General features: G+C 64.5%; 13 protein-coding genes and 3 pseudogenes. 6 read left to right on the top strand and 10 right to left on the bottom strand.

The genetic code is table 11. From position 1 onward, the window contains the following. Nucleotides 1-2 precede the first annotated feature (2 nt). The 3 pseudogenes from TMO_RS23910 to TMO_RS23900 all read left to right on the top strand — a co-directional run. Nucleotides 3-1,199, top strand: a pseudogene (locus TMO_RS23910) (efflux RND transporter periplasmic adaptor subunit). A 92-nt stretch (nucleotides 1,200-1,291) separates the two neighbouring features. Continuing rightward, nucleotides 1,292-1,773 (top strand): annotated as a pseudogene (locus tag TMO_RS23905) (efflux RND transporter permease subunit); the annotation flags it as partial. Between the two features lie 243 nt (nucleotides 1,774-2,016). Beyond that, a pseudogene (locus TMO_RS23900) lies at nucleotides 2,017-3,483 on the top strand (chromosome partitioning protein ParB); the annotation flags it as partial. Nucleotides 3,484-3,690: 207 nt separating this feature from the next. On the opposite strand, the gene TMO_RS23895 reads toward TMO_RS23900, so the two are convergent. From TMO_RS23895 to TMO_RS23850, 10 genes are all read right to left on the bottom strand, one after another. Further along, nucleotides 3,691-4,221, bottom strand: a complete 531-nt coding sequence (locus tag TMO_RS23895) for a GNAT family N-acetyltransferase (RefSeq protein WP_003107230.1) — start codon at nucleotides 4,219-4,221, stop codon at nucleotides 3,691-3,693. Between the two features lie 5 nt (nucleotides 4,222-4,226). Further along, the gene (gene chrA, locus TMO_RS23890; protein ID WP_003107233.1) at nucleotides 4,227-5,456 is read right to left on the bottom strand and encodes a chromate efflux transporter; all 1,230 of its coding nucleotides are present in this window, start codon (nucleotides 5,454-5,456) and stop codon (nucleotides 4,227-4,229) included. Further along, nucleotides 5,453-5,755 (bottom strand): PadR family transcriptional regulator, encoded by a 303-nt coding sequence (locus TMO_RS23885; RefSeq protein ID WP_003107234.1) that lies wholly within the window; start codon nucleotides 5,753-5,755, stop codon nucleotides 5,453-5,455. Before TMO_RS23885 ends, chrA begins: the two co-directional genes overlap by 4 nt. Before the next feature lie 98 nt (nucleotides 5,756-5,853). Further along, the gene (arsC, locus tag TMO_RS23880; RefSeq protein ID WP_003107236.1) at nucleotides 5,854-6,276 is read right to left on the bottom strand and encodes an arsenate reductase (glutaredoxin); all 423 of its coding nucleotides are present in this window, start codon (nucleotides 6,274-6,276) and stop codon (nucleotides 5,854-5,856) included. Between the two features lie 14 nt (nucleotides 6,277-6,290). Further along, a complete protein-coding gene (gene arsB, locus TMO_RS23875) occupies nucleotides 6,291-7,376 on the bottom strand; it encodes an ACR3 family arsenite efflux transporter (RefSeq protein WP_003109696.1) in 1,086 nt (361 codons plus the stop codon). A gap of 10 nt (nucleotides 7,377-7,386) precedes the next feature. Continuing rightward, nucleotides 7,387-7,884 (bottom strand): arsenate reductase ArsC, encoded by a 498-nt coding sequence (locus tag TMO_RS23870; protein WP_003107241.1) that lies wholly within the window; start codon nucleotides 7,882-7,884, stop codon nucleotides 7,387-7,389. Nucleotides 7,885-7,896: 12 nt separating this feature from the next. Beyond that, on the bottom strand, nucleotides 7,897-8,367 hold the full coding sequence (locus tag TMO_RS23865; protein WP_003107243.1) for an ArsI/CadI family heavy metal resistance metalloenzyme: 471 nt from the start codon (nucleotides 8,365-8,367) through the stop codon (nucleotides 7,897-7,899). A 13-nt stretch (nucleotides 8,368-8,380) separates the two neighbouring features. Beyond that, nucleotides 8,381-8,710 carry an ArsR/SmtB family transcription factor gene (locus TMO_RS23860; protein WP_003116799.1) on the bottom strand — a complete coding sequence of 110 codons (330 nt, stop codon included), beginning with the start codon at nucleotides 8,708-8,710 and terminating at the stop codon, nucleotides 8,381-8,383. Between the two features lie 947 nt (nucleotides 8,711-9,657). Next, nucleotides 9,658-11,094, bottom strand: a complete 1,437-nt coding sequence (locus tag TMO_RS23855) for a Cu(+)/Ag(+) sensor histidine kinase (protein ID WP_051045613.1) — start codon at nucleotides 11,092-11,094, stop codon at nucleotides 9,658-9,660. Beyond that, on the bottom strand, nucleotides 11,066-11,758 hold the full coding sequence (locus tag TMO_RS23850; protein ID WP_003097513.1) for a heavy metal response regulator transcription factor: 693 nt from the start codon (nucleotides 11,756-11,758) through the stop codon (nucleotides 11,066-11,068). The genes TMO_RS23855 and TMO_RS23850 overlap by 29 nt, the downstream gene beginning before the upstream one ends. A gap of 253 nt (nucleotides 11,759-12,011) precedes the next feature. On the opposite strand from TMO_RS23850, the gene TMO_RS23845 reads away from it, so the two are divergent. The 3 genes from TMO_RS23845 to TMO_RS23835 are packed head-to-tail and all read left to right on the top strand — an operon-like array spanning nucleotide 12,012 to nucleotide 15,442. Then, the gene (locus tag TMO_RS23845) at nucleotides 12,012-13,913 is read left to right on the top strand and encodes a copper resistance system multicopper oxidase (RefSeq protein WP_081599071.1); all 1,902 of its coding nucleotides are present in this window, start codon (nucleotides 12,012-12,014) and stop codon (nucleotides 13,911-13,913) included. Between the two features lie 25 nt (nucleotides 13,914-13,938). Further along, on the top strand, nucleotides 13,939-14,919 hold the full coding sequence (locus TMO_RS23840; RefSeq protein ID WP_005408883.1) for a copper resistance protein B: 981 nt from the start codon (nucleotides 13,939-13,941) through the stop codon (nucleotides 14,917-14,919). Between the two features lie 37 nt (nucleotides 14,920-14,956). After that, complete coding sequence (locus tag TMO_RS23835) at nucleotides 14,957-15,442, top strand: DUF411 domain-containing protein (RefSeq protein ID WP_006226241.1); 486 nt, start codon at nucleotides 14,957-14,959, stop codon at nucleotides 15,440-15,442. Nucleotides 15,443-15,448: the final 6 nt, after the last annotated feature.

Genomic DNA, 15,448 nt, shown 5'->3' with positions numbered 1-15,448 from the left:
AGATGACGACTTCCAGCTCCGACCCTCGCGGCGTGCGCCTGCTTTGGATACTGATCTCCCTCAGCGCGATGGCGCTCGCAGGTTGTAAAGAGAACGCCGGAGCTGGCGCCGGAGGCCATCCACCGCCGCCGCAAGTCAGCGTCGCGCAGGTCGAGATCAAGCCCATCACGTAATGGGACGAATACAACGGACGCATCGAAGCCATCGAGAGCGTCGAGCTGCGCCCACGGGTGTCTGGCTACGTCGAGCGGGTCGCCTATCGCGAAGGAGACGAGGTCAAGAAGGGCGATGTGCTCTTCATGATCGATGCCCGAAGCTACCGCGCGGAACTGGCCCGGGCCCAGGCGCAATTGACCCGGGCGCGCAGCGAAGCCGGCCGCAGCAGAAGCGAGGCGCAACGTGCCAAGGTGCTGGTCGAGCAGCAGGCTGTCTCCACCGAGGCCTGGGAGCAGCGCCGCGCCGCTGACGAGTCCGCGCAGGCTGAGGTGCAGGCCGCGCAGGCTGCGGTGGAGACGGCGCAGTTGAACCTGGAGAGGACCCAAGTGCGCTCGCCCATCAACGGGCGCGCCAGCCGTGCCCGCTTTACCGCAGGCAACCTGGTGGCCGCCAGCGATGCAGCCAGTGTGCTAACCACCATCGTGTTCCAGGACAGGGTCTATACCTACTTTGAGGCCGATGAGAAGGCGTTCCTGCGCTACTCGCGCATGGCGCGCAAGGGAGAGCGCCCCAGCGAGCGAGGCGGCCAGCTGCCGGTCCAGATCGCCCTGGCGGACAAGGCGGACTTCTCTCACACCGGCACGGTGGACTTCCTCGACAACCAGGTGGACCGGGGCAGCGGCACGATCGCCGTGCGCGCGGTGCTGGACAACAAGGATCGCGTTTTCACGCCGGGCCTCTATACCCGCGTGCGACTGGTCGGCAGCGGCGAATTCTCGGCCGTGTTGATCGACGACAAGGCGGTGCTGACCGACCACGACCGTAACTACGTCTACATCGTAGACAAGGATGGACTGGCGCAGCGACGTGATGTGAAACTGGGTGGCAGTTCCCATTGGCTGCGCATCGTGCGAGGGGGGCTGGCGGCGGGCGACCGCGTGATCGTCAACGGCGCGCAGAAGGTGTTCTTGCCGGGCATGCCTGTGCAGGCCACGGCGGTGCCCATGGTGGCTGCTGCGGCGCCCGCGTCCGCCACCAAATGAAGCACCACGCCGGAGCGCGCCACCGATCGGACGTATCACACAACGAGCGGCGCGGCGCGCTTCCCCCTGGACTCCTTTCAAGGTATTAGCCCATGGACCTCTCCAAGTTCTTCATGGACAGGCCGATCTTCGCGGCTGTGCTGTCGATCGTCATCTTCGTCTCGGGCCTGCTCGCGATCCCGGCGCTGCCGATCAGCGAATATCCCAAGGTCGTGGTGCGCGCCGTGTATCCGGGCGCCAACCCCAAGGTGATTGCCGAGACCGTGGCGACACCCCTGGAGGAGCAGATCAACGGCGTCGAAGGCATGATGTACATCAAGTCTGTCGCCGGCTCCGACGGCGTGCTGGTGACCACGGTCACCTTCCGTTCTGGCATCAACGCCGATGACGCGACGGTGCGGGTACAAAACCGCGTCGCCCAGGCTCAGGCCCGGCTGCCCGCGATGTGGTGCGCCAGGGCATCACCGTCCAAAAGCAGTCCCCCGCCTTCCTGATGGTGGTGCACCTGACATCGCCCGATAAGCAGTACGACACGCTGTACCTTCGCAACTACGCCCGGCTGCACGTCAAGGACAGTTGCACATCGAGCCGCGCAAGACCGACAACGAGTAGTCCTGTCCCAAGCAGTCGGGCGTCCCGGCGTGCCGCCGTCGCGCTGTCGTGCTGCGCATTGAGCCTCGCTGCGCGAGTCTCGCCCCTGTCGGGCTTCCATCGCTGGCGCCTCCGGCCCGGCTCGCTGATCCGTGCCTGCGCGCTCCGCTTGCCGAAAACCGGCGTGCGTGGGTGGCGTGAGGGGGCGGTCTTGCTGTGTCCCTTCGCCGACGACCACGCCGCGCAGGAAGCCACGTTCTATGGTGCGCCGGAATGGCAGCGCAGCCCGTCCAAGCTGCGCGAGCGCCTGACCGAGCGCGAAATCGACGCCGCGCACGCGCTGGTGCGCTTCGTCGGGCTGGACGCCTACCGGCAGGCAGGCGGCGGCATCCGCCGCGACCTGTTCGCGGAAGGCGATGCCGGAACCTACCTCACCGATACCGCAGTGCTGGAAACGCTCGTGCGCGACAAGCTGGCAACGCTGGCCGAGGACGTGCGCGCCGAGGGCTGGGCATGGGTGGAGGCCGTGCCGCATCTGGCCTACGAGGAACGGCAGGCGTTCCAGAACGCCCCGCGCCACCGCCGCGAGCCGACCACCCGCGAGGCCCGCCGCATCGCCTCGCTGGAAACCCGCCTCGAAAAGATCGACGCCGAACTGGAAGAAGCCTGCGACGCCGAGGACGAGGCCAAGGCCGAGAAGCTGGAACAGCGGCGCGATCAGGTGGTCGGAGAACTGCAAGACGCGGAGAATGCCTTGCAAGGCTACGCCCCCGAAGTGCGCGAGGTGGCCGGTGCCATCGTCACCATCGACCGCAACGGCGAGGCTGTTATTCATCGCGGCCTGCTGCGCGAAGCCGAGGCCAAGGCGCTGCGCACGCTGGAAAAGCTGCGGCGCGGCTTCGGCAGCACCGAAGGCGAAGCCGCCAACGAGGAGCACGAGGACGCCGACGACCCGCCCAAGGCCGCGAGCCTGTCCGACCAGCTGGCGCAGCGGTTGAGCGCCCACCGCACGGCGGCGCTGCAAATCGAAGTGGCCCGGCATCCGCACGTCGCGCTGGCCGCGCTGGTGCATGGCATGGTGCAGAAGGTTTTGCAGGACAGCTACCACGGCCACGACCTGCCGCTGGGCGTGAGCCTGAAAGTGCAAGACCGGCTGGAAGGCATGGCCCCGGACTGGCCGGAGTCGCCCGCCGCTGTGGCGCTGCGCGAACTGCAACAGGTAGCCGGGGAAGCCTTGCCGGAGGACAGCGCCGAACTGTTCGCCGCGCTGCTGGCGAAGTCGCAAGACGAACTGGTGCGGCTGCTGGCCGTGTGCGTGGCTTCCACGGTGGACGTGGTGACGCCCCGTGCCACGCCGCACCAGCCCGGCGCAGAACTGGCGCAGGCCGTGGGCCTCGACATGGCCGCATGGTGGAAGCCGACCGCAGAAGGCTACTTCAAGCACGTTTCCAAGGCCGTGATTCTGGATGCCGTGGGCGCGTTTGCACCGGAATTCGTCACCCGGCTGGCGAAGCTCAAGAAGGCCGACATTGCCAGCGAGGCCGAGCGGCTGGCCGATGGCACCGGCTGGATGCCCGCCATCTTCAAGGCCGAAGGCCCGCAGGAGGCCGCGCAGGAAGAAGGCCCGGAGCAGGACGCCCCGGAGGATACCGAGGCAATGGCGGATGAACCCGCCGAGGCACTGGCCGCTTGACCCGCGCCGAAGGCAAGCGCCCCGGCCTCGACCGGGGCGCTTCGCTTTGTGTGGTGGCGCATCGAGACGAAGGAATAACCGCGATCAGCACCGCGCCCAGGCCGTTCCGCCCTGGGCGCGGTGGACGCGAAATCCGGGTGCGACAGTGGCCGCGCCCGGTGTTCAAGGCCAATAGCCGAATTAAAACGCCGCCGCCTTCGCGCTGGCTCAGGCGGCGGCGTTGAAGGCATCGCTGTAGTGCGCGATGCCTTCCGGCACTGTCCCATGCAGGGCCAGCGCCATGAAATAGCCGGGCGGCACGCCCGGCAGTTGCAAGCCCGCATGGGCCTGGAAGCCAAAGCGCGTGTAGTACGTTGGATCTCCCAGCAGCACGCAGCCTGCGGCCTGCATAGCCCGCAGTTCAGACAGCGCCTGTTCCATCAGGCGCGAACCGATGCCTCGCCCCTGCCTTGGCGGCAGGACGGAGATCGGCCCCAACCCATACCAGCCCTCGGTCTTTCGCCTGTGCTCATGGGTGATCGTTACTGGCGACAGCGCGACGTGACCGACGACGCGCCCATGTTCTTCGGCCACGATGGAAAGCGTCAGTTCGTTGGCGGCACGCAAGGCGCGCACGATGAATTGCTCGGTGTGGCTGGTGTGTGGTGCATCAGCGAAGGCGGCGGTCGTGACCGCTTCGATGGCGGCAATGTCGTCGGCGGTTTCGTGTCGGAGCTGGATGGTCAGGGTGTGCCACATGAGATTCAGACGCCCATCGCCATGACCCAGCCCACCAGCCCGGCTAACAGCACCACGAGCGCCGGCGGCACGCGCCCCACCGTCAGCAGTCCGAACGAGAGCAGCGCCAGCCCAAAATCCGCCTTGCTGTGGATGGCACTCGTCCATACCGGGTCATAGAGGGCGGACACCAGAATACCGACCACGCCGGCGTTGATGCCGGCCATGGCCGTCTGGATGCCCGCGCGGTGGCGCAGCCCTTCCCAGAACGGCAGTGCACCGACCAGCATGAAAAAAGCGGGGAGGAAGATCGTGCCCAGGAGTGCCAGCCCGCCGATCCAGCCATGCAGCGGTCCGTGGGCGACCGCGCCGAGGTAGGCCGAGAAAGTGAACAGCGGCCCCGGCACGGCCTGCGCCGCACCGTAGCCGGCCAGGAAGTCGGCATTGCTCACGACGCCGCTGGGCACCACCGAGGCCTGCAGCAGCGGCAGCACAACGTGTCCACCGCCGAAGACCAGTGCACCGGAGCGGTACACCCCTTCCAGCAGGGCTATCGTGGACGAGTCCGTGGCTGCCGCCCACAGGGGCAGCCCGACGAGCGGTGCGGCAAACAGCAGCAGCGCCACGATGCCCAGCTTGCGCGAGACGGGGTAGCTGTGGGCGTGGCCGCCGCCGGGTTGCGCGATCTTCAATGTCCACCAGCCCAGCAGCCCTGCCACCGCGATGGCGGCAAGCTGTCCCGCGGCCGAGGGCAGGACCATGGTCAGCAGCGCCGCCAGAATGGCCAGCGCGGCGCGCGGCCGGTCCGGGCACAACGACTTGGCCATCCCCCAGACCGCTTGCGCCACGATGGCCACGGCGACGACCTTGAGCCCGTGCACCCAGCCGGACTGGGCCAGCCCCTGGTACTCGGCGATGCCAAAGGCGAACAGGATCAGCGCAATCGCCGATGGCAAGGTGAATCCGGCCCAGGCCGCCAGCAGCCCCAGCCAGCCCGCGCGGCCCAACCCCAGCGCCATACCGACCTGGCTGCTGGCCGGCCCCGGCAGGAACTGGCACAGGGCGACCAGATCGGAGTAGCTGCGGTCATCCAGCCAGCGGCGACGCTCGACGAACTCCGAGCGGAAATAGCCCAGATGCGCGATCGGCCCGCCGAAGGAGGTCAGCCCCAGCTTGAGGAAGGCGCCGAAGACTTCGACGGGTGAGCCGCGCGCGGCAGCGGCCTCATGCTGCAAGGTGTTGGTGGAATCTGTCATTTGTGCATCGCCTCCCCGGTGAACTCCCGGATGCGGTCCTTGGCCAGCGCCAAGCCTTCCTTGCCCTTGGGCGTGATCGTGTAGAGCTTGCGCACGGTGCGCCCTTCACGCTCCTGGCGGGAGACGAGGTAGCCGTCGCGCTCCATCTTGTGCAGCATCGGGTACAGCGTTCCGGGGGAGAGGCGGTAGCCGTGGTGGGCCAGCTCGTCGATCATCCATTGCCCGTAGATCTCCTGCTCGGCTGCGTGGTGCAGCACATGCAGGCGGATCAGCCCCGACAGCAGGTCGTGGTGCTCCATGGCACGTGGAGTAGGTTTCTCTTTCATATCGAATATCGATAACGAAATTCGATAATACCAGCCTCACTTCAGATTGCCTGCCGCTTGTGCGGGAGGTCTCAGACCCTGCGACCCTCCGCATCCACCACGGCTTCGCCGTCTTCCTTGCGGAACGCGCCGCGCTGCGGCTGCGGCAGGATGTCCAGCACGGCCTCTGAGGGCCGGCACAGGCGCGTGCCCAGCGGGGTCACCACGATGGGCCGGTTGATGAGGATGGGGTGCTGGAGCATGAAGCCAATCAACTGCTCGTCACCCCACTTCGGGTCATCGAGGCCCAATTCCGCATAGGGCGTACCCTTCTCACGCAGCACGGCGCGCATTGGCGCGCCCATGTCCGTGATCAGGCGTTGCAGCGTTTCGCGGTCAGGCGGTGTCTTCAGGTATTCGATAACGTTCGGCTCTTCGCCGCTGTTGCGGATCAGAGCCAGCACGTTGCGCGACGTGCCGCAGGTGGGGTTGTGGTAAATGGTGATGTTGCTCATGAGTCGTGTCTTGGTTATCCGCGGGCAGGGTTCGGGCCGCACTCATACCAGCCCTTGCTTTGGTTGACGATCCGAACGACCAGTAGCATGACTGGCACCTCGATCAGCACGCCGACCACGGTGGCCAGCGCGGCGCCGGACTGGAAGCCGAACAGGCTGATGGCGGCGGCTACGGCAAGCTCGAAGAAGTTGCTGGCGCCGATCAGCGCCGAAGGACAAGCGATGCTGTGCTGCTCGCCCGCCTTGCGGTTGAGCCAGTAGGCCAGGCCGGAGTTGAAGAACACCTGGATCAGGATCGGAACGGCCAGCATGGCGATGACCAGTGGCTGGCGGATGATGGCCTCGCCCTGGAAGGCGAACAGCAGCACCAGCGTGAGCAGCAGCGCCGCGATGGACAGCGGCCCGATGCGCTCCAGCGCCCGGTCGAAGGCGGCTTGGCCCTTGCTCAGCAGGGCGCGGCGCCAGAACTGGGCCAGGATGACGGGAATCACGATGTACAGGCCGACCGATACCAGCAGCGTGGCCCACGGCACCGTGATGGACGATAGGCCCAGCAGCAGGCCGACGATGGGCGCGAAGGCGAACACCATGATGGTGTCGTTCAGCGCGACCTGCGACAGCGTGAACACAGGATCGCCCCCGGTCAGCCGGCTCCAGACGAACACCATGGCTGTGCAAGGTGCGGCGGCCAGCAAGATCAGGCCCGCGACATAGCTGTCGAGCTGGTCGGCGGGGAGCCACTGCGCGAAGACCTGGCGGATGAAGATCCACGCCAGCAACGCCATCGAGAATGGTTTGACGGCCCAGTTGATGAACAGCGTCACGCCGATGCCGCGCCAGTGCTGCTTGACCTGGCCGAGAGCGCCGAAGTCCACCTTGAGCAGCATGGGAATGATCATCACCCAGATCAGCAGGCCCACGGGCAGGTTGACCTGAGCCACTTCCGTGCGGCCGATGGCCTGGAACACGCCCGGCGCGAACTGGCCGAGCGCGATACCGGCGACGATGCACAGCAGCACCCACACGCTCAGGTAGCGCTCGAAGACGCTCATGGTGGGGGCGGCCGGCACGCGGCCGGCCGTTTGGGTTCCAACACTCATCGCGCCAACCTCACTTCGTACCAATGCTGCGCAGCTCGTGCTGCAGCGACATGGCATCCAGGCGCTGAATCGGCAGCGACAGGAACAATTCGATGCGTCGGCGCAGCGTCAGCGCCGCATCCGTGAACGCCTTGCGCTTCTGCTCGTCGGTGCCTTCAACGGCTGCAGGATCAGGCACACCCCAATGCGCCGACATCGGGCGCCCCGGCCACACGGGGCAGACCTCGCCGGCGGCGTTGTCGCAGACCGTGAAGATGAAATCCAGCTCCGGCGCACCGGGCGCCGCGAACTCGTCCCAGTTCTTGCTGCGGTAGCCGGCGGTCGGCATGTGCAGCCGCTCCAGCGTGGCGAGCGCCAGTGGGTGGACTTCGCCCTTGGGGTGGCTGCCCGCCGAGTAGGCGCGAAAGCGCCCCTGGCCCAATTCATTGAGGATGCCTTCGGCCAGGATGGAGCGGGCCGAGTTACCCGTGCAGATGAACAGGGCGTTGTAGGTCTTGTCGGTGGTCATGGGTATCTCACATCAGCAGCAGGAGGAAGCCGGCTTCACCGCAACGCCCACCGGCTTGCCGCGCACCGGGGTACAGCACGCTGCGGCGGAAGTCGCTGCAGGCGCCGCTTCGTTAAAGACCGGAATGTTGCCCAGCGTGTGGAAGTGCTCCCAGGCCACGCCCTGCGGATCGGTGATCCAGTGCTTCTCGCTGCGCGCGTAGCAGCAGGTCGTGGTGCCCTCGTCCAGCAGCGTCATGTCGGCCGCCTCGGCGCGGGCCTTCAGCACCGCCAATTCCTCGGCATCGTCGGTCTGGATACCCAGGTGGTCGATGCCCGGCTTGTTGCCACGTGTGGAGATGGCGAAGTTGACCGGCGGGTCTTCGAGCATCCATTTGGCGTAGTCGCCTTCGACGCGCGCGGGCTGCGCGGCGAACAGTTGGGAATAGAAGCCGATGCTGCGGTTCAGGTCATCGACGTGCAGGTGGACGTGAAAGCGCTTCATGGGGGTGATCCTTTCAGCAGGAAGTACAGGCAGAGGAGGATTCGGTGACCTCGCACGCGCCGCCCTGGCAGCAGTGCTCGGTCAGATAGCCGAGCAGCCCATTCATCTGGGTGAAGTCGGCGCGGTAGATCAGGTTGCGGCCCTGCTGCTCGATGGTGACCAGGCCGGCATGGGCCAGTTCTTTCAGGTGGAAGGACAGGGAGTTGCGGGCCACGTCGAGCTGGTCGGCGAGGACGCTGGGTGTCAGCCCTTCGGGGCCGGCGACCACCAGGGCGCGGAACACGCGCAGCCGCTGGGTATGGGCCAGGGCGCCGAGGGCGGAAATGGCTTGGGTCTCGTTCATGATTCGATAATACAACATTTATTGAATCATTGGCAAAACGCTTCAATTGAATGGAGCCTGCGCGCTTGCGAGGCTTGACTTTCAAGACAGTTGCTCACGCCTTCGCGCCTGCGGCGCTGCGCGCTTCGCTTGCCTCCAGGGGAAAGCCCTGCGGGCTATCCCCGCCGCGCGATGCTTGGCGCCCCTCGATGCCGCCGAACCGGCTGCGCCGGATCGGCCCGGCCAGCGCCCCGCCGCGATGGACGGGACGCTGGCGAACACGCTGGCGCTTGCTGCGGCAGGTTGTGCAGGTGCGTGCCGTCCTCAACGCGGTTCAGGGACAACCCGCCCGGCATCGCTATGGAGCTTCCACGCCACGCCTCAAGACCGGCGCTGCAAGGCATGGCGGGGCGTTCTCGCCTGTCGTTGTGGGGTTGACCTGGCCCGCGTCAGCGGGCGAGTCGGAGAAGCCTTCGGGCGGGGTGCAGTGGTCAAGTTTTAGTGGACACCTGCATAGGTAGTTTTGGCGGTTGGCTGCGTTCATATGCAGCCGGCGCCTGATAGCAGTACCTTGATCTTGATCAATAAGACTCTCTGTACCCAGCTACGGGTACATATACCCGCGCAACGAACCAGCAGACCAACTTCCAACTCACCTCAGGGGCTCAGCGCACACAGCCAGGTCTGCGCGCGATCGAGGCGCCGAGCAGGCAGACGTTCGGCACTGACCGCTGAGGCTATCGACGATCGGTGACCGGATCACGACCGAGCAAAGGCCCCCGCGCGCGGTGTGGACGTAGCGATGGGATACACAAGCGCATGATGTCGGCGCCTGCCGCTAGGACTGGGCACGTGGCAGTCACGGAGAAAAAATGTCCCGCTCGCGTAGCAACGTGGCCGGCCGGGTAGATCCCAGAATCAGGCAAAGAGATACGCCAGTTGGCTGGACGGACCGCAGCGCCCTCGGACTACTGCCGCAGATGGGGCAATACCAAGTCAAACCTGGTGACAAGCTCACTGGAGGTCACGGCAACGGAGCCACCATGTGCCTCCGCAATCGATTTCACGATGGCAAGGCCAAGACCGGCGCCCGCCGTATTTCGTTGCCGTGCCGGATCAACTCGGTAGAAGCGGTTGAAGAGCTTTGGTAGATCGCGCTCAGGAATTCTCTCACCGGGATTGACCACACTGATCGTTGTCCACTGCTCGTCCTGCGAAAGCAAGACCGTGATGCTCTTGCCGCGAGGCGTGTGTCGAATTGCATTCGAGAGAAGATTGTTCAGCGCCCGGGTGAGCATTTCCCGATCCGCCGCTATGCTGCCGATCGCCCCTTTAACACCAAGCGTAATGCCGCTATCTTCTGCCAGCGCCTCGAAATAGTCGAACAGACTCCGCACCAATTCGGACAGATCAATGGTAGACAGACGCAAGTTGCGGGGATCATTTTCCGTTTGGGCAAGAAACAGCATGTCACCAATCATGCGTCCCATCCGATCAAACTCTTCCAAATTTGAATAGAGGATTTCTCTGTATTCCTCGTTGCTGCGCGGCTGGCCAAGCGCCACGTGAGTCTGCGTGACCAGGTTGGTGACGGGCGTGCGCAACTCGTGCGCGATGTCTGCGGAAAAGTGTGATAGCCGGGTGAAGCCTTCCTCGATTCTCGCCAACATATCGTTGAAGGCGAATACCAGTTCCGCCAGTTCGATCGGCACATCCCGAGGATCCAGCCTCACATCCAGCTTTGAAGAGCGAATCGCCCGAATCTCTTCATTGACCTTGCGAATCGGCAGGTGGCCCCACTGCACCGCCAGCCAAGCCACACCGAGCGCCAGGCACATGACCAAGCCGGTTGCCCACCAGAGCATGCGCTTGAACTCCGCCAGGAAGTCGAGATGAAAGCCGATGTCCATGGCAGCGACGATGCGGTAGCCGGGCGCCGCTGAATCGTCAGCAGGCAGTTGCAGCACCACACCTCGATATGACCTCTGATCCTCCTGCCACACGATCAAATCGTCAGCGGTGATGCGGTTGACCAACTTTTTGCTACTGGCAAGTTTAGACAGGTCAGGACCGGGCGTGGCATAGATGCTATTGCCAGCCCCATCGTAGACGCCGTACGTCATCCCATGATGTCCTGCGACTGCGTTGGCCAAGTGTTGCTTCAGTTCGTCGCTTGCGATGTCACTTGCAAGCTGGTGCAAGGGCTGAGCCAAAGCGGTTGTCACTGCCTCCAGTTCGTGGGCATCCTGTTGAGCAAAGTGGTTCTCCAACGACCGGAGAATGACCCAATTGAACACAAGAAACACCAAGGTCGTGGCGATACCAACGAGGGCCGTGACCCTCAATGCAAGCGACGCTGGACGGCTTTGCCGCGGCTTATGGCGCAGGGGCATCATCGGGCGCATCGAGCGTGTATCCCATTCCACGCACGGTGTGGATGAGCTTCGGATTGAACGCATCGTCTATCTTCGCGCGTAGACGGCGGATGGCTACATCGATGACGTTGCTGTCGCTGTCGAAATTCATGTCCCATACCTGCGACGCGATCAGAGACCGTGGAAGGACCTCCCCCTGGCGACGGGCCAGGAGCTCAAGCAACGCGAACTCCTTGCTGGTGAGATTGATGCGTTGGCCAGCGCGCGTTGCGCGCCGGCGCGCCAAGTCCAGCACCAAATCGGCAACCTGGATGCGATCAGGCTGGCTCGGAGCGCTTCCGCGTCGCAGCAGCGTCCGCACCCGCGCCAGCAACTCAGAGAACGCGAATGGCTTGACGAGGTAGTCGTCCGCTCCCAGTTCCAATCCCTTGACACGGTCGTCTACACCGCCACGCGCCGTCAGAAAGAGCACAGGGACCTGTTTACCGGCATCTCGAAGGGCACGCACGATGCGCCAGCCATCGACATCCGGCAGCATGACATCCAAGACCACCAGATCGTATGTCTCGCCCATGGCCAGGTGGTGTCCGTCCAATCCGTTGCGCGCCAGATCCACGACGAATCCCGCCTCCATGAGACCTTGGCGGACGTAATCCGCCGTCTTGTTCTCGTCTTCAACGACCAGCAGTTTCATCGCATGTCCCATGAAATCGCTGCGGCGCAGAAAAATAGCCGCTCACGATGTACGCATTCATCCACTTCAATCAGCAATTTACTGGTTGCCAGCTTCCACGAACATGACACGAACATTACATGAATGTAATTCAAGGGTCATTCGGTGGAAAGTGCCCAACCCATAGCATGACCTGCATTGCGTCGAACTGTGCCGCTCAGGATGGGGTGGCGTTTAGAACGACTTCCGAGTCATCTATGGAGGATTTCAGGCCATGCCGCCTCGTTCACCCTTTTTTATCGTGCCCCCACAGGGCCTTTCTCGTCGGCGTTTCGTCCAAGGGTTAGCCGCCGGCGGCGTTCTCGCTGGGCTGTCCACGCCGGCGTTCAAGGCATTTGCCCAGCAAGGCTCCGCGACGCGCGGTGCCGCCCCTGTGCTAAAAGGCACCGAGTTCGACTTGGTGATCGCCGAATCGCCCGTGAACTTCACGGGCAAGCCAGGCGTGGCTACGACCATCAACGGCTCGCTGCCGGCACCGACATTGCGTTGGCGCGAGGGTGACACCGTCACAATCCGTGTGACCAACAAGCTGCGTGAAGCCACATCCATCCACTGGCACGGGATCATCCTGCCGTATCAGATGGATGGCGTGCCGGGCATTAGCTTCAAAGGCATCGCTCCCGGCGAGACCTTCACGTACCGCTTCAAGGTTCAGCAAAGCGGCTCCTACTGGTACCACTCGCACTCCGGCTTCCAGGAACTCACGGGCATGTACGGGGCGATCATCATCGACCCCGCTGGCGCCGAGACCATCCGCGCCGACCGTGACCACGTGCTGCTGTTCTCGGATTGGACCGACGAAGACCCGATGCGGGTGTTCACCAAGCTCAAGTCCCAAAGCGACTACTACAACTACAACCAACCTACCGTCTTCGACTTCTTCCGGGACGCCTCGCGCGACGGCATGGCCGCTGCGATCGACAAGCGCAAGATGTGGAACGAGATGCGGATGAATCCGACGGATCTCGCCGATCTGTCCGCCGCCACGCTGACCTATCTGGCCAACGGCGTCACCCCCGCCGGCAATTGGACGGCGTTGTTCCGACCGGGGGAGCGCGTGCGGCTGCGCATGGTCAACGGTGCGGGCAACACCTTCTACGACGTACGCATTCCCGGACTGAAACTCACGGTGGTGCACGTCGATGGTGTTGACGTGGAGCCGGTGACCGTCGATGAGTTCCGATTCGGTCCGGGCGAAACCGTCGATGTGATCGTCCAGCCACGGGATGACGCTTACACGATCTTCGCCCAGGCGATGGACCGGACAGGCTACGCGCGGGCCACGCTGGCCGTGCGTGAAGGTCTTCAAGCTCCCGTGCCTGCCCTCGATCCGGTCGAATGGCTGACCATGAACGACATGATGGGCAGCATGATGGGGGGCATGGACCACGGCGGGTCCGGCCAGGCCATGGAGATGACGGGCATGACGGGCATGACGGGCATGACCGGGATGACCGGGATGGGCTCGGGTTCGATGTCCGGGATGGATCATGGGGCGATGGCTGGCATGAATCACGGCGCCATGAACCACGGTGGCATGGCGATGGATCACAGCCAACACGCCGCGGCGGCGGGGGGACTGGCCGTGCCCAGCACTACTGCTCGCCACGCTCGCACCGAGTATGGTGCCAGCACGGACATGCGCGTTGACATGGCGCGCACCAACCTCGATGACCCCGGCATCGGACTGCGCAACAACGGTCGGCGAGTGTTGACCCTCGCGGATCTGCATACCCCGTCGGGGCCGCTGGACAAGAGAGGCCCTGGCCGGGAGGTCGAACTGCACCTCACGGGCAACATGGAACGCTACGCATGGTCCCTGGACGGGCTGGAGTTCGGAAAGTCCACGCCGGTGCACTTCAAACACGGCGAGCGGCTGCGGGTCATTCTGCACAACGACACCATGATGACCCATCCCATGCACCTGCACGGCATGTGGAGCGAGCTGGAAAGCCCCGACGGTCGCTTCCTTGCGCGCCGCCACACCCTGCCGGTGCAGCCGGCACAACGCATCAGCTTCCTGGTGACAGCCGACGCGCTCGGCCGCTGGGCGTGGCACTGCCACCTGATGTTCCACATGGATGCCGGCATGTTCCGCGAAGTCGTGGTGTCTTGAACCCAGCGCACAAGGAAGACCAAGAATGTCCAAAGCACTCCCCACTCGCGCACTGGCCACGACGCTTCTGGCCCTGGTAAGCGTCGCCGCCCAGGCACAAGCACAGAACGACCATGCAGCGCACGGCCAGGCCGACGCTCAAACGGCCGCGCCATCCACTCAGACCGTGGCTCCTGCCGCCGACCCGCACGCGGGTCACGCGACGTCGGCGAGCGGCTCGACCGCGGCCCCGGCCATGGATCACGGCAACATGCAGATGCAGGGCGGGTCGGCGCCTCCTGACGCCCGCGATCCGCATGGCTACTCCAATGGCCTGACATTGGGATCGGGCGACTACGCCGTACCCGGTGTGCCGCGGCTGATGCTGGCCGACGAACACAGGTTCTTCTCGTTGCGCGGCGAAACCCTGGAACGCCGCTTCACGCGCAAAGGGGACGATTCCACGGCCTACGACCTCCAGGCTTGGTATGGGACGACCTACAACAAGGCCGTCGTGAAGGCCGAAGGCGATATCGCCAAAGGAAAGCTCGAAGAATCGCGTACCGAGCTTCTCTGGGGGCACGCCGTCGCACCGTACTGGGACACCCAGCTCGGCGTTCGGGTGGATAACGGAGAAGGCCCGAGCCGTCAATGGTTGGCTTTCGGCATCCAGGGCCTCGCCCCCTACTGGTTCGAGCTGGAGGCGACGGGCTACGTGGGAAGTGGCGGACGTACGGCGCTGCGTGTCGAAGGCAGCTACGAGCTGCTGCTGACCCAGCGACTGATTCTGGAGCCTCGTGCCGAATTGCAGTTCTATGGCAAGGACGACCCGGAACGCGGTATCGGCAAGGGCTTGGCCGAAGCGTCTGCTGGCTTGCGCCTGCGCTATGAATTCAGTCGCCAGTTCGCCCCCTACATCGGCGTGGAACGGGCGGGCAGCTTCGGACGCACAGCGGACTATGTGCGTGCCGAAGGTGGCCGCGCGCAGCAGACGCGCTGGGTGGCTGGCGTGCGATTCTGGTTCTAGAACCTTGTGGGTTTGATCATCTGATGAGAGGCAATCTATGAACATGCACTACGACAGAAGCCAGGGCAAAGTGCCGAGACGCCAAGCATTGATCGCTGGCTTGTTGGTGATGGCACTCGCAGGACCGAGCCTGGCGCAGAGCCGACCGATCGCCAAGGTGTGGAAGGACCCGAGCTGCGGTTGCTGCAAGGACTGGGTCTCACACCTGCAAGGCGCAGGCTTCGATGTGCAGGTTCTTGACACCGGGAACACGGCAGCGCGCACGCGGCTGGGCATCCCGCAGAAGTACGGTTCGTGCCACACGGCGCAGATCGGCGGCTATGCCATCGAGGGTCATGTGCCTGCCTCGGACATTCAACGCTTGCTGCGCGAAGCCCCGCAGGCCATCGGCCTCGCGGCGCCGGGCATGCCGGTCGGTTCGCCCGGCATGGATGGTCCGGCCTATGGTGGACGCAAGGACGCCTACGACGTGCTGCTGATCGGGAAAAACGGTAGTAGCACGGTCTATCAGTCGCATCTCTGACCATCC

Source organism: Tistrella mobilis KA081020-065, assembly GCF_000264455.2.
Lineage (GTDB): Bacteria > Pseudomonadota > Alphaproteobacteria > Tistrellales > Tistrellaceae > Tistrella > Tistrella mobilis.
Note: the sequence above shows the minus strand (reverse complement) of the source record. Positions and strands in the feature narration are given on the sequence as shown.